13 protein-coding genes are annotated in these 12,764 nt (G+C 67.7%); 9 read left to right on the top strand and 4 right to left on the bottom strand.

Translation table 11 applies throughout. The annotated features are described in order from the left end of the window. The first annotated feature begins 145 nt into the window (after positions 1-145). The 3 genes from gspE to H0W40_RS16650 all read left to right on the top strand — a co-directional run bounded on the left by gspE (position 146) and on the right by H0W40_RS16650 (position 4,079). Entirely contained in the window at positions 146-1,567 is a 1,422-nt protein-coding gene (gspE, locus tag H0W40_RS16640; protein ID WP_292448414.1) for a type II secretion system ATPase GspE, read from the top strand. A gap of 119 nt (positions 1,568-1,686) precedes the next feature. Continuing rightward, the gene (gene gspF / locus H0W40_RS16645; protein WP_292448417.1) at positions 1,687-2,910 is read left to right on the top strand and encodes a type II secretion system inner membrane protein GspF; all 1,224 of its coding nucleotides are present in this window, start codon (positions 1,687-1,689) and stop codon (positions 2,908-2,910) included. 155 nt (positions 2,911-3,065) lie between these two features. After that, positions 3,066-4,079: an AAA family ATPase gene (locus tag H0W40_RS16650; protein ID WP_292448420.1), complete on the top strand. Its 1,014-nt coding sequence runs from the start codon at positions 3,066-3,068 to the stop codon at positions 4,077-4,079. A 73-nt stretch (positions 4,080-4,152) separates the two neighbouring features. Here H0W40_RS16650 and H0W40_RS16655 read toward each other — a convergent pair whose 3' ends face one another. The 3 genes from H0W40_RS16655 to H0W40_RS16665 all read right to left on the bottom strand — a co-directional run bounded on the left by H0W40_RS16655 (position 4,153) and on the right by H0W40_RS16665 (position 5,124). Next, positions 4,153-4,341 carry a hypothetical protein gene (locus tag H0W40_RS16655; protein ID WP_292448421.1) on the bottom strand — a complete coding sequence of 63 codons (189 nt, stop codon included), beginning with the start codon at positions 4,339-4,341 and terminating at the stop codon, positions 4,153-4,155. 21 nt (positions 4,342-4,362) lie between these two features. Further along, positions 4,363-4,611: a HepT-like ribonuclease domain-containing protein gene (locus H0W40_RS16660; RefSeq protein ID WP_292448443.1), complete on the bottom strand. Its 249-nt coding sequence runs from the start codon at positions 4,609-4,611 to the stop codon at positions 4,363-4,365. A gap of 255 nt (positions 4,612-4,866) precedes the next feature. Beyond that, entirely contained in the window at positions 4,867-5,124 is a 258-nt protein-coding gene (locus H0W40_RS16665; protein ID WP_292448423.1) for a hypothetical protein, read from the bottom strand. Between the two features lie 20 nt (positions 5,125-5,144). Here H0W40_RS16665 and H0W40_RS16670 point away from each other — a divergent pair, with 20 nt between their 5' ends. After that, positions 5,145-6,044 (top strand): 5'-nucleotidase, encoded by a 900-nt coding sequence (locus H0W40_RS16670; protein WP_292448425.1) that lies wholly within the window; start codon positions 5,145-5,147, stop codon positions 6,042-6,044. Between the two features lie 213 nt (positions 6,045-6,257). Here the strand turns inward: H0W40_RS16670 and H0W40_RS16675 are convergent, their stop codons facing one another. After that, positions 6,258-6,989: a Crp/Fnr family transcriptional regulator gene (locus tag H0W40_RS16675; RefSeq protein ID WP_292448428.1), complete on the bottom strand. Its 732-nt coding sequence runs from the start codon at positions 6,987-6,989 to the stop codon at positions 6,258-6,260. Between the two features lie 147 nt (positions 6,990-7,136). On the opposite strand from H0W40_RS16675, the gene H0W40_RS16680 reads away from it, so the two are divergent. The 5 genes from H0W40_RS16680 to H0W40_RS16700 all read left to right on the top strand — a co-directional run. Beyond that, on the top strand, positions 7,137-9,083 hold the full coding sequence (locus H0W40_RS16680) for a long-chain fatty acid--CoA ligase (protein WP_292448431.1): 1,947 nt from the start codon (positions 7,137-7,139) through the stop codon (positions 9,081-9,083). A gap of 145 nt (positions 9,084-9,228) precedes the next feature. After that, positions 9,229-10,110 (top strand): ABC transporter ATP-binding protein, encoded by an 882-nt coding sequence (locus H0W40_RS16685; RefSeq protein WP_292448433.1) that lies wholly within the window; start codon positions 9,229-9,231, stop codon positions 10,108-10,110. A 103-nt stretch (positions 10,111-10,213) separates the two neighbouring features. Beyond that, positions 10,214-11,143: a branched-chain amino acid ABC transporter permease gene (locus tag H0W40_RS16690; protein ID WP_292448436.1), complete on the top strand. Its 930-nt coding sequence runs from the start codon at positions 10,214-10,216 to the stop codon at positions 11,141-11,143. 143 nt (positions 11,144-11,286) lie between these two features. Beyond that, positions 11,287-12,351 (top strand): branched-chain amino acid ABC transporter permease, encoded by a 1,065-nt coding sequence (locus tag H0W40_RS16695; protein WP_292448438.1) that lies wholly within the window; start codon positions 11,287-11,289, stop codon positions 12,349-12,351. A gap of 103 nt (positions 12,352-12,454) precedes the next feature. Further along, positions 12,455-12,764 (top strand): ABC transporter substrate-binding protein (locus tag H0W40_RS16700; protein ID WP_292448441.1); only part of this gene is annotated, 310 nt, incomplete at its 3' end.

Here is a 12,764-nt window from a genome sequence, read left to right on the forward strand (position 1 = left end):
GTGCCGGCCCCCACGCCGCCGGCCTCGCCGCCGCTGCGCTCGCCGGCCGACCCGTCCCAGCCCTGGGCGCAGCCGCAACCGGTCCCTGCGCCCGCTCCGCCGGCACCCACGCCGCTGCCCAATTGAGCCGGGCGGACTGAACAGCATGGCCACCCGTCATCCCCTGCCCTACGGTTTTGCCAAGGCGCACACGCTCCTGCTAGAGGACACCGGCAGCCAGTTCGTGTTGTGGGCCGGCGAGGCCGCCTCGCCGGCCGCGCTGGGCGAGGTGATGCGGCTGTATGCGGTGGACGCGGTGGAGCGCGAGCCGCAGGCCACCCTTGCGCGGCGCATTTCGCAGGTCTACTCCGGCAACGAGTCGAGCGCCGCAGCGGTGATCGGCGAGGTGGAAAGCGGCGTGGACCTCTCGCGCATGATGCAGGACCTGCCGGCGGTCGAAGACCTGCTCGAAGCCGCCAACGACGCGCCCATCATCCGTATGCTCAACGCCCTGCTCACGCAGGCGGCGATGGACGGCGCGAGCGACATCCACATCGAGCCCTACGAGCGCTCCAGCGCCGTGCGTTTCCGGGTCGACGGCACCTTGCGCGAGGTGGTCCAGCCCAACAAGGCGCTGCACGCCGCCATGATCTCGCGCCTGAAGATCATGGCCGAGCTCGACATCGCCGAGAAGCGCCTGCCGCAGGACGGCCGCATCTCGCTGCGCATCGGCGGGCGCGCGATCGACGTGCGCGTCTCGACCCTGCCCAGCGCCCACGGCGAGCGCGCGGTGCTGCGCCTGCTCGACAAGGGCGAAGCCAAGTTCACCCTCGAATCGCTGGGCATGAGCGGCGAGACGCTCACAAGGTTCAAGCGTCTGACCGAGCAGCCGCACGGCATCGTGCTGGTCACCGGCCCCACAGGCTCGGGCAAGACGACGACGCTGTACGCCGGCCTGAGCCAGGTCGACACGGCCACCACCAACGTGCTCACGGTCGAAGACCCGGTCGAGTACGAACTGGCGGGCATCGGCCAGACGCAGGTCAACGCCAAGATCGAGCTCACCTTCGCGCGGGCACTGCGGGCCATCCTGCGCCAGGACCCGGACGTCATCATGATCGGCGAGATCCGTGATTACGAGACCGCGCAGATCGCCATCCAGGCCTCGCTCACCGGCCACCTGGTGCTCGCCACGCTGCACACCAACGACGCGCCGAGCGCGGTGACGCGCCTCACCGACATGGGCGTGGAGCCCTTCCTGCTCAGCTCCAGCCTGCTCGGCGTGCTGGCCCAGCGCCTCGTGCGCAAGCTGTGTGCGCAGTGCAAGACGCAGGACGACAAGGGCTTGTGGCATCCGGTGGGCTGCAGCGCCTGCGGCTCGACGGGCTACAAGGGCCGCACGGGCGTGTACGAGCTGATGGTGGCCGACGCTTCGCTGCAGGGGCTGATCCACAGCCGGGCCGCCGAGTCGCAGCTCTCCGCGGCCGCGGAGCAGGCGGGCATGAAGACGATGCGGGTGGACGGGGAGCGGCTGGTGGCGGCTGGGGTAACTTCGCTGGAAGAGTTGTTGCGCGTGACGAGGGAATGATGATTTGTTGCACCTGCTACACGCGCACTCGCCCGGCGGGCATTGAGCCCGCCGGACTCGCCGGCCGCTGCGCTGGTCGATCCCCCTGAAGGGGCCCCTCGCCCTTCGCTCTGCGTCCTATGCCCGCTTATAAATTCGAGGCGCTCGACGCCGCCGGCAAGGCCAAGAGCGGCTTGCTGGAAGCCGACAACGCCCGCGCCGCCCGCGCGCAGTTGCGCAGCCAGCAGCTGGTGCCGCTGGACGTCACCGCGGTCCTGTCGCAATCGGCACAAGACATCGCCGGCGGCAGCTTCAAGTTCGGCAAACGCGTTTTCAACAGCACGGCCCTGGCGATCTGGACCCGCCAGCTTGCCGGCCTGGTGAGCTCGGGCCTGCCCCTGGAGCGCGCGCTCACCGCGCTGACCGACGAGGCCGACGACCCCCGGCAACGCGAACTGCTCGCCCACCTGCGGGCCGAAGTCAACGCCGGCTCGCCTTTCGCGCGCGCCCTGGCCGGCGCGCCGAAAGAGTTCGACGATGTGTACCGCGCAGTGGTCAGTGCCGGCGAGCAGACCGGCCAGCTCGGCCTGGTGCTCGACAAGCTGGCCGACGATCTGGAAGAACGGCAAGAACTGCGCAGCAAGCTGATCGGCGCGGCGCTCTACCCGGCCATCGTCTCGCTGGTGGCGATCGTGATCGTGATCTTCCTGGTCACCTACGTCGTGCCGCAGGTGGCCAGCGTGTTCGAAGGCGGCAAGCGCGCCCTGCCCTTCCTCACCACCGCCATGCTGGCCATCAGCGCCTTCATGCGTAGCTGGGGCTGGCTGCTCGCGCTGGGCATTGCGGGGGGCGTCGCCACGCTGCTGCAGATGCGCCGCAACGAGGCCTTTCGCGAGCGCTTCGATGCCTTCTGGCTGACGCTGCCGCTCATCGGCCGGCTCTCGCGCGGCTACAACGCCGCCCGCTTCGCCGGCACGCTGGCCATGCTGGCAGGAGCCGGCGTGCCGATCCTCAAGGCCTTGCAGGCGGCGGCCGAAACGCTTTCCAACCGCGCGATGCGTGCCGACGCGATGGCCGCGCTGGTGCAGGTGCGCGAAGGGGCGCCGCTGGCGTCGGCGCTGTCGGCCAAGAAGCGCTTTCCGGGCCTGCTGGCCATGTTCGCCCGTCTGGGCGAACAGACCGGCCAGCTGCCCCTGATGCTGCAACGCGCCGCCAACCAGCTCGGCACCGAAGTGCAGCGCCGCGCGATGGCGCTGGCCACCATCCTGGAGCCGCTGCTCATCGTGGTGATGGGCCTGGTGGTGATGCTGATCGTGCTGGCGGTGCTGCTGCCGATCATTCAGCTCAATACCTGGGTTAGTTGAGCCAGCCCCCGACCCGGGGTGTGCGCCAAGGCACGCCGGCGCCACACTCGGGCACACGGGTTGCATGCGGTCTGGCCGGTTTTGTGCCGCTGTTCGGAGGCTTGCCGCACAGGCGCTTTGCTTCAATGAGCCAGGGTTCGTGTCTGGAGGTTTGCATGACGTCTGATGCCACCGATCTCGTCACAGTACCGCCGCGCGAACTGCCGCGCTCGGGCCTGCCGATCGCGCTGATGCGAAGCGTGTACCGCCTCGGCGACGTCGAGCGACGGCTCGAGAAGCTGCCACCCAAGGAGCATGAGAGCCTGCGCGCCACGTATCAGCGCATGCTCGACCGGGGCTGCGAGCGCTTCCAGGTTAAACCGTCGGGTGTGCCGGCGATGGACCAGCTATACGACGACCTGCCGAACTTCGGACTGGTGCTCGATGACGTGAAGCGCCAGCTTGCGCTGTGCCACGACAGCCGCGACGCCCTCGAGATCACCCCCATGCTGCTGCTCGGCCCGCCCGGCGTGGGCAAGACCCATTTCGCGCGCGAGATCGCGCAACTGCTCGGCACCGGCATGGGCTTTCTGTCCATGAGTTCGCTCACCGCCGGCTGGGTGCTGAGCGGCGCGAGCAGCCAGTGGAAGGGCGCACGGGCCGGCAAGGTGTTCGAGACCCTGGTCGATGGCGAATACGCCAACCCGGTGATGGTGGTCGACGAGATCGACAAGACCGGCGGCGAACACGCCTACGACCCGCTCGGCGCGCTGTACAGCCTGCTCGAACACGACACCGCCGGCCACTTCACCGACGAATACGCTGAGGTGCCGATCGACGCCAGCCAGGTGATCTGGGTGGCGACCGCCAACGACGCGCGCGCCATTCCCGATCCGATCCTCAACCGCATGAACGTGTTCGAGGTCCACGCGCCCGACCGCGAAGCGGCGCGCCGGATTGCCGGCAAGCTCTACCGCAGCATCCGCGGCGAGCACGACTGGGGCAGCCGCTTCGCCCCCGAGCCGAGCGATGACCTGCTCGACGCGATGAGCCAGCTCGCACAGCGCGAAATGCGCCGTGCGTGGATGACGGCTTTCGGCAATGCCAAGCTGGCGGGGCGCGATGCGGTGCAGACGCGAGATCTGCCCGAGGCGTCGGGGCGCAGGGCGGGGATCGGGTTCGTGCAGTAGCGACTACCAGCGCGGCTTTTCGCCTGGACCTTGCAGGTGAGCGGCCAAGGCGTAGCCGCCCACAACCAGATACTCAACCCCGCTCGGGTCGAGTAATTCGGCAAACTCTTTGAAGTCGCGGCTCAACATCGAAGTGTTGTGCGATGTAGCGCTGGCGCAGCGTCTCGACCGCGGCGACCCGCTCGGCGGCAGGGCGGCTCAGCCAATAGCGCAGCGCCGGCTCTTCGGTTTTCAAGGTCGTGCGCACGACAGCTTTTTCCATCGGTGAATTGCCCGTGAACGCCTACTCGATGGGATACCGCTCGAGTTCTTCCTGCAGGCGCAGGCCGAATGCCGGCAGGTCGCGCTCCAGCGTCTCGTGGACGATGGCCGTTTCGACGCGGTCGTAGCCATGAATGATGCGGTTGCGCAGACCGATCGCCAGACCGACCTCGGGCATGCGCTCGCGGATGGCCGGATCGATCTGCAGCATCCGCTGGCAGGCCTCGCCCAGTATCTCGAGCTGCCGCTCGAGCCGAGTGGACCAACAGATTCGCCGAGTACTCCTCGCACGACAAGCCGCTCGAAAACGCGCGCGCCAGCCGCACGGCCGTCAGCGCGTCAAACAGCAGTTTCGGAAGACGGCTCGGCATAGACCAAAGTGCGTGAGGCATCGACCGCAGCGCGCAAATACGGGTTCTCGATCACGCGGTCGGTCATCATGTCCGAGAGCCTCGCTCAAGCCCACGAAGCGGCGAGCAGGATGACGACGGTGGTTACTCGACAATCGACGGCCGATTGTCAAGTTTCAACGCGCGACTGCTGGAGCGCTTGCTGCACGTCCCCGGTTCAGCGTCAGCAGCCGACGCAAAATTTCGTCGTCGGGCAGCGCCGGCGCGTAGTCGGCCCAGCCGTAGGCGGCGGCGACCGCGGCATCGAGCGATTCGTGCGCCTGTGCGCGCAGCGCGTTCAGGCGCGTGGCGGCGCGGGCGATGGCGGCAGCGTGCGGTGGCGGCAGCGTGCGGTGGCGCGACGGATTGCAAATCCGTCGGCACCGGCTCGACACGCCCCGGTACGATCGCGCCCATGCCTGTCACCCTCGCCGGCCAACTCGTCGTTGCCATTTCATCGAGAGCGCTGTTCGACTTCGAAGAAGAGAACAAGCTCTTCGAGTCGAGCGACGACCGTGCCTACATGCGGCTGCAACTGGACCGGCTGGACGTGCCGGCGCAGCCGGGAGTGGCCTTCTCGCTGGTGAACAAGCTGCTCGCCTTCAACACCGACGCGGCCGAGCCGAGGGTCGAGGTGGTGATCCTGTCGCGCAACGATCCGGTCTCGGGCATGCGGGTGTTCCGCTCGGCGCAGCACTTCGGGCTGCCGGTGCAGCGCGGGGTGTTCACTCGCGGCGCTTCGCCCTGGCGCTATCTCAAGCCGCTGCACGCGCACCTGTTCCTCAGCGCCAACGCCGACGACGTGCGCTCGGCCCTGCAGGCCGGCGTGCCGGCCGCGCGCGTGTTGCCGCATTCGGTGCGTGCCTCGGTCGCGCATCCGCACGAGGTGCGCATCGCCTTCGACGGCGACGCGGTGCTGTTCTCCGACGAGGCCGAGCAGGTCTTTCAGGCCGGGGGGCTGGACGCCTTTCAGGCCCACGAGCGCGAGCGCGCCGGCAGCCCGTTGCCGGCCGGGCCGTTCAAGCCGCTGCTGCATGCGCTGCAGAGTCTGCAGAAGGCCAGCACCGAGCACATGCACATCCGCACGGCGCTGGTCACGGCGCGCAGCGCGCCCGCACACGAGCGCGCGATCCGCACGCTGATGGAGTGGGATATCGAGATCGACGAGGCAATGTTTCTCGGCGGGCTGGCGAAGGGCGAGTTCCTGCGCGAATTCGAGCCGGATTTCTTCTTCGACGACCAGACGCCGCATGTGGACGGGGCGGCCTGGCACGTCCCGGCGGGGCATGTGTCGTCGGGTGTGGTGAACGCGTGAGGGGGCGGACCGCTTGGTCAAAACCGCGCGCGCTTGCACACCCTCACCCCAACCCTCTCCCGCGAGCGGGAGAGGGGGTGTTCCGGCTCATGCATGCTGGCCGCACCGGGCAGCGAGATTGTTCCGACTCCCTCTCCACCGTACTCGGGGGAGAGGGTTGGGGTGAGGGGGCTCCCCGCCGCACTCATCAATGTTCCTCGGCGGCGAATCGAATCACTCCGGGCGCGGCATGCGCCGCTGCAGACCCGGCAGGTCGAGCACCCGCACGCCGCCGTACTCGATGCGGATCAGCTGCTGCGCCTGCAGCGCGCGCAGCGCTTCGTTGACTCGTTGGCGCGACAGCCCGACCAGATAGCCCAGCTCGTGCTGGGTGATGCGCAGCAAGCTGCCCACTCCCGGGTACAGCACCGGATGGAACAGCGCCGCCAAGCTGCGCGCGACGCGAGTGTCGGGATCGTTCAGGCGGTCGATCTCGCGCGCGGCAATGAACTGGCCGAGCCGCTCGTTGATCTGGTTGAGCACGTACCGGTTGAAGGGAATGCTGGTTTCGAGCAGGCGGTGAAAGCTGTTCATCGGCAGGCCGGCGACAAGGCTCTTGCGCAGCGCCTCGATGTTGTAGCGGTAGCTCTCGCGCTTGAGCAGGGTGCCCTCGCCGAACCAGGCGCCGGGCGGCACGCCGATGAAGGTGACCGGTGCGCCGAGCGCGCTGTCGTTGCTCATCTTCAGCAGGCCGTCGATCACGCCGAACCAGTAGGTGGCCGGGCGGCCGATGCGACAGACGAGGTCTCCGACCTCGGCCTCGGCCACGACGATGGAGGCGGTGGCTTCGCCCCGCTGCGAGGCTTCGAGCACCGTGAGCCAGGGAATGCCGGCCAGCTCGGCAGGAGTCGGAGCGCGGGTGCGTTCGCGCAGACTGGATGGCGTCTCGGCGGATCGTGAGTTCAAGGCTGCACGCGGGAAAGTTCGGGGCGGAGTGTCCCTAGGATTGTCGTTAGAACGACAAGCCAACGTCAAACTTGTCCCTAGCATTCCTTTTGGCACCCGCCGTTCGTCGCTTCAGCGGCAGTGACAGCGGCCCGCGAGGAGACACCGGTGCACACGACCTTCCCCCGGCTCTTGCTCGAGCATGCCGCCCGGCGCCCCGATGCGCCGGCGCTGCGCGAGAAGGAATACGGCATCTGGCAGACGCTGAGCTGGCACGCCTTGGCCGCGTTGGTGCGCGAGCTGGCCGGCGGGCTGGCAGCGGCCGGGCTCACGCGCGGCCAGCACCTGATCGTGGTCGGCGAGAACCGGCCGCGGCTGTATGCCTCCATGCTGGCCGCGCAGTCGCTCGGCGCCATCCCCGTGCCGCTGTACCAGGACGCCGCCGGCGCCGAGTTCGTGTTCCCGGTCAACAACGCCGAGGTGGCCTTCGCGGTGGTCGAAGACCAGGAGCAGGTCGACAAGCTGCTCGACATTCGCGCGCAGTGCCCCGCGCTTGCGCACATCTGGTTCGACGACCCGCGCGGCCTGCGCCATTACCGGCAACCCGGCCTGGCCGCGCTCGATGCGCTGCAGGAAGCCGGCCGCGCCTTCAACGCGCAGCATCCAGGGCACTTCGACCGCGAGGTCGCAAGGACCGAGCCCCACGACGTGGCGGCGATGTTTTTCACCTCCGGCACGACCGGCCATCCCAAGGGCGTCGTGCACACCCATCACACCTTGATCGACCGCGCCCGCGCCGGCGCGAAGTTCGACAAGCTGACCGAGCGCGAGGAGGTGCTGGCCTACATGCCGCCCGCCTGGATCGGGCAGAACATCTTCAGCTACGCGCAGTGGCTGGCGGTGGGCTACGTGGTGAACTGCCCCGAGTCGGCCGCCACGGTGACGATCGACCTGAAGGAGATCGGCCCGAGCTACTACTTCGCGCCGCCGCGCGTGTTCGAGGCCCTGCTCACCAGCGTGATGATCCGCATGGAAGACGCCAGCGCGCCCAAGCGCTGGCTGTTCGACCGCTTCATGGCGGTGGCGCGGCGCGTTGGCCCGGCGCGCATGGACGGCAAGCCGCTCGGCCTGCTCGACCGGCTGCTTTACGCGCTGGGCACGCTGCTGGTGTACGGGCCGCTGCGCAACACGCTGGGCTTTTCGCGCGTGCGGGTGGCCTACACGGCGGGCGAGGCGATCGGGCCGGATCTGTTCACCTTCTACCGCGCGATCGGCGTCAACCTCAAGCAGCTCTACGGCTCCACCGAGACGGCGGTGTTCGTGTGCCTGCAGCCCGACAACGAGGCGCGCGCCGACACGGTGGGCGTGCCGATCGAAGGCGTGGAGTTGCAGGTGGCCGAGAGCGGAGAGATCCTGATCCGCTCGCCCGGCCTGCTCAAGGAGTACTACAAGAACCCGGCCGCCACCGCCGAGGTGCTGACGGCCGAGGGGTGGTATCACACGGGCGACGCCGGCTTCCTCGATGCGGGGGGGCACTTGAAGATCATCGACCGCGCCAAGGATGTGGGACGGCTTTCGGGCGGCGCTTACGACGGCGCGATGTTCGCGCCCAAGTACGTGGAGAACAAGCTCAAGTTCTTTCCGCACATCAAGGAGGCAGTGGCCTTCGGCGACCGGCGGGAGAAGGTCTGCGCCTTCATCAACATCGACTTCGAGGCGGTGGGCAGCTGGGCCGAGAAGCGCAACCTGCCTTACGCCGGCTACACCGACCTGGCGCAAAAGCCCGAGGTCTATGCGCTCGTGAAGGATTGCGTGGAGAAGGTCAACGCCGACCTCGCCGCGGACGACAAGCTGGCCGGCTCGCAGATCAGCCGCTTCCTCATCCTGCACAAGGAGCTCGACGCCGACGACGGCGAACTCACGCGCACGCGCAAGGTCAAGCGCGGGCACATCGGCGAGAAGTACGGCGTGCTGATCGACGCGCTCTACTCCGGCAAGGCCTCGCAGTACATCGAGACGCAGATGAGTTTCGAGGACGGCCGCAGCGGCGTGGTAGCGGCCGAGCTGAAGATCGAGAGCGCGAAGGTCCTGCCGGCAGTGAGGAAGGCGGCATGAGCGCGCCGGGCCCCCAGCCGCCAAAGCCGCCGGGCCTTCGTGCCGTCGTCCGAGTCCGCCCAGGCGGACTCGAAGCCGCGGCACTCAGCCCAGAGTGCTCAGGTTCCCGCCCGGCGGAACCGCGGGCAGCGCGCAGGGTGCGTCAATGAGCAGCGCGGCTCTCGCTGCAGCGGCCCGGGCCGGGCTGATCGCAGAGCCTGTGGTCCCGAGCGCCAGCGCGGCCGCCGACGAGACGCAAACCGCCAGCGCCCGGCGCGTCGGCGAGGTCATCCTCCAGGTGCAGAACATCTCGCTGGCCTTCGGCGGCGTCAAGGCGCTCGCCGACATCAGCTTCGACGTGCGCGAGCACGAGGTGCGCGCCATCATCGGCCCCAATGGCGCCGGCAAGAGCTCGATGCTCAACTGCATCAACGGCGTGTACCAGCCGCAGCAGGGCTCCATCACCCTGCGCGGCCAGACGTTCAAGCACATGAACTCGCGGCAGGTGGCCGAGATGGGCATCGCGCGCACCTTCCAGAACCTGGCGCTGTTCAAGGGCATGAGCGTGCTCGACAACATCATGACCGGGCGCAACCTGAAGATGAAGAGCAATCTCTTTCTGCAGGCGCTGCGCTGGGGGCCGGCCGAGCGCGAGGAAACCGAGCAGCGCCTCGTCGTCGAACGCATCATCGATTTCCTCGAGATCCAGCCCTACCGCAAGACGCCCGTGGGCCGCATGCCCTACGGCCTGCAGAAGCGCGTCGATCTCGGCCGCGCGCTCGCGATGGAGCCGGAGGTGCTGCTGCTCGACGAGCCTATGGCCGGCATGAACGTTGAGGAGAAACAGGACATGTGCCGCTTCATCCTTGACGTGAACGACGAGTTCGGCACGACCATCGTGCTGATCGAGCACGACATGGGCGTGGTGATGGACATCAGCGACCGGGTAGTGGTGCTCGACTACGGCAAGAAGATCGGCGACGGGACGCCGGAGGAAGTGCGCAACAACCCGGAGGTCATCAAGGCCTACCTGGGGACTTCGCATTGAGGACGACATGCACTTGAGCAACGCCTCGACCCTGCATCGCCCCCTCTCCCTCTGGGAGAGGGGGCAAAGATCCTTGCTCTGCGCAAGAGGGTGGGAGTAGTCCATGGGCTTCTTCCTCGAAACCCTGATGGGCGGCCTGATGGCCGGCATGCTCTATTCGCTCATCGCGCTCGGCTTCGTGCTCATCTACAAGGCCAGCGGCGTGTTCAATTTCGCCCAGGGCGCCATGGTGCTGTTCGCCGCACTCGCGATGGCGCGCTTCTCCGAATGGATACCGGCGGCGCTGGGCATCGAGAGCAAGGTGCTCGGCAACGTGCTGGCCTTTGCCTCGGCGATGGCGGTGATGATCGCCGTGGCCTGGCTGGTCGAGCGGCTCGTTCTGCGCAAGCTGGTCAACCAGGAAGGCATCACCCTGCTGATGGCCACGCTGGGCATCGCCTACTTCCTCGACGGCTTCGGGCAGACGGTGTTCGGCTCCGACATCTACCGCATCGACGTCGGCATGCCAAAGGACCCCGTGTTCCTGTTCGAGTCGGTCTTTCCCGGCGGCGTGCTCATCAGCCAGGAAGACCTGGTGGCCGCGCTGATCGCCGCGCTGCTGGTCGGCGTGCTGGCGCTCTTCTTTCAGAAGACCTCGACCGGCCGCGCGCTGCGCGCCGTGGCCGACGACCACCAGGCCGCGCAGTCCATCGGCATTCCGCTGAACCGCATCTGGGTCATCGTGTGGAGCGTGGCCGGCTTCGCGGCGCTGGTGGCCGGCGTCATCTGGGGCAGCAAGCTGGGCGTGCAGTTCTCGCTCTCGCTGGTGGCCCTCAAGGCGCTGCCGGTGGTGATCCTGGGCGGGCTGACTTCGGTGCCCGGCGCCATCCTCGGCGGGCTGATCATCGGCGTGGGCGAGAAGCTTTCCGAGATCTACCTCGGCCCCATGCTCGGCGGCGGCATCGAGATCTGGTTCGCGTATGTGCTGGCCCTCCTGTTCCTGCTGGTCAGGCCGCAGGGCCTGTTCGGCGAGAAGATCATCGACCGCGTGTGAAATGACTCCCCCCGAAGCGTCCTTCGGCCGCCTCCCCCCAGGGGGCGCCGCCAGTGGCCCGGCAAAGCCGGCTCCGCGGCGGCTGCTCGGTCTTGTCAAGGGCGTGCGTCGAGGGCGCCGCTTCAGCGCCATGGGGAGCTGAGATGCTCTACCGCGAAAACGGCCAGTTCAAGACCAGCTACCGCGCCGACCAGCAGATCTTCGCGATCCGCCAGGACCGCATCGCCATGCTTGCGCTGCTGCTCGTGGCCTTCGTCGCGGTGCCGCTGTTCGCGTCGGAATACAACCTGCGCGCGATCCTGATTCCCTTCCTGATTCTGTCGCTGGCCGCGCTGGGGTTGAACATCCTCGTCGGCTATTGCGGGCAGATCTCGCTGGGCACGGGCGCCTTCATGGCGGTGGGCGCCTATGCGGCCTACAACTTCCAGGTCCGCATCGAAGGCATGCAGCTCGTGGCTTCGCTGCTGCTCGGCGGCGTGTGCGCCACCGCGATCGGCGTGCTGTTCGGCATTCCCTCGCTGCGCATCAAGGGCCTCTACCTGGCCGTGGCGACGCTGGCCGCGCAGTTCTTCGTGGATTGGGCCTTCCTGCGCATTCCGTGGTTCACGAACTACTCGCCCTCCGGGTCGGTGAGCGTGTCGAATCTGACGGCCTTCGGCTTTCCCGTGGAAACGCCGCAGCAGCGCTATCTGTTCTGCCTGATCTTCGTCACCGTGTTCGCGCTGCTCGCCAAGAACCTGGTGCGCGGGGCCATCGGCCGCGAATGGATGGCGATTCGCGACATGGACGTGGCCGCAGCGGTGATCGGCATCCGCCCCGTCTACGCCAAGCTCACGGCGTTTGCGGTGTCGAGCTTCATCGTCGGCGTGGCGGGCGGCTTGTGGGGCTTCATCCACCTGAGCTCCTGGGAGCCCGCGGCGTTCTCCATCGACCGCTCCTTCCAGTTGCTGTTCATGGTGATCATCGGCGGGCTGGGTTCGATCATGGGCAGCTTCTTCGGTGCGGCCTTCATCGTGATCCTGCCGATCATGCTCAACCAGATTCCGCTGTGGTTCGGCATCCCGATCGACACCGCGCTGGCCTCGCACCTGGAATTCATGATCTTCGGCGCGCTGATCGTGTTCTTTCTCATCGTCGAGCCGCACGGGTTGGCCCGGCTGTGGTCGACCGCCAAGGAAAAACTGCGGCTGTGGCCCTTCCCGCATTGAAGACCCAGGGAAAACACGCCGGCACTTCCTGCGATCCGAGTCCTCTCATCCGTTTCATCCCGCACGCTCCACCAGTGCATCTATCCACCCGGAGGCTTTCATCATGAACTTTCGATCCCTCGCCCTCGCCGCCACGCTCGCGGCGGCCGGCCTGAGCAGCACGTTGGGCACGCCGCCCGCGCACGCGCAGGCGGCAGAGCAGTTCTTTCCGGTGCTGGTCTACCGCACCGGCGCCTACGCGCCCAACGGCGTGCCCTTCGCCAACGGCTATGTCGATTACCTCAAGCTGGTCAACGCGCGCGGCGGCATCAACGGCGTGAAGATCAGCTTCGAGGAATGCGAGACCGGCTACGCCACCGACAAGGGCGTGGAGTGCTACGAGCGCATGAAGAACAAGAACGGCGGCGCCACGG

The sequence above is a fragment of the Methylibium sp. genome (assembly GCF_013817345.1).
In the GTDB taxonomy this organism is placed as follows: domain Bacteria; phylum Pseudomonadota; class Gammaproteobacteria; order Burkholderiales; family Burkholderiaceae_C; genus Methylibium.

Bases quoted from the DNA above. Each gene is read 5' to 3' on its own strand.
- gspE (WP_292448414.1), top strand. From the start codon at position 146: ATGGCCACCCGTCATCCCCTGCCCTACGGTTTTGCCAAGGCGCACACG.
- H0W40_RS16685 (WP_292448433.1), top strand. From the start codon at position 9,229: ATGAGCAGCGCGGCTCTCGCTGCAGCGGCCCGGGCCGGGCTGATCGCA.
- H0W40_RS16690 (WP_292448436.1), top strand. From the start codon at position 10,214: ATGGGCTTCTTCCTCGAAACCCTGATGGGCGGCCTGATGGCCGGCATG.
- gspF (WP_292448417.1), top strand. From the start codon at position 1,687: ATGCCCGCTTATAAATTCGAGGCGCTCGACGCCGCCGGCAAGGCCAAG.
- H0W40_RS16695 (WP_292448438.1), top strand. From the start codon at position 11,287: ATGCTCTACCGCGAAAACGGCCAGTTCAAGACCAGCTACCGCGCCGAC.
- H0W40_RS16650 (WP_292448420.1), top strand. From the start codon at position 3,066: ATGACGTCTGATGCCACCGATCTCGTCACAGTACCGCCGCGCGAACTG.
- H0W40_RS16670 (WP_292448425.1), top strand. From the start codon at position 5,145: ATGCCTGTCACCCTCGCCGGCCAACTCGTCGTTGCCATTTCATCGAGA.
- H0W40_RS16655 (WP_292448421.1), bottom strand. From the start codon at position 4,341: ATGGAAAAAGCTGTCGTGCGCACGACCTTGAAAACCGAAGAGCCGGCG.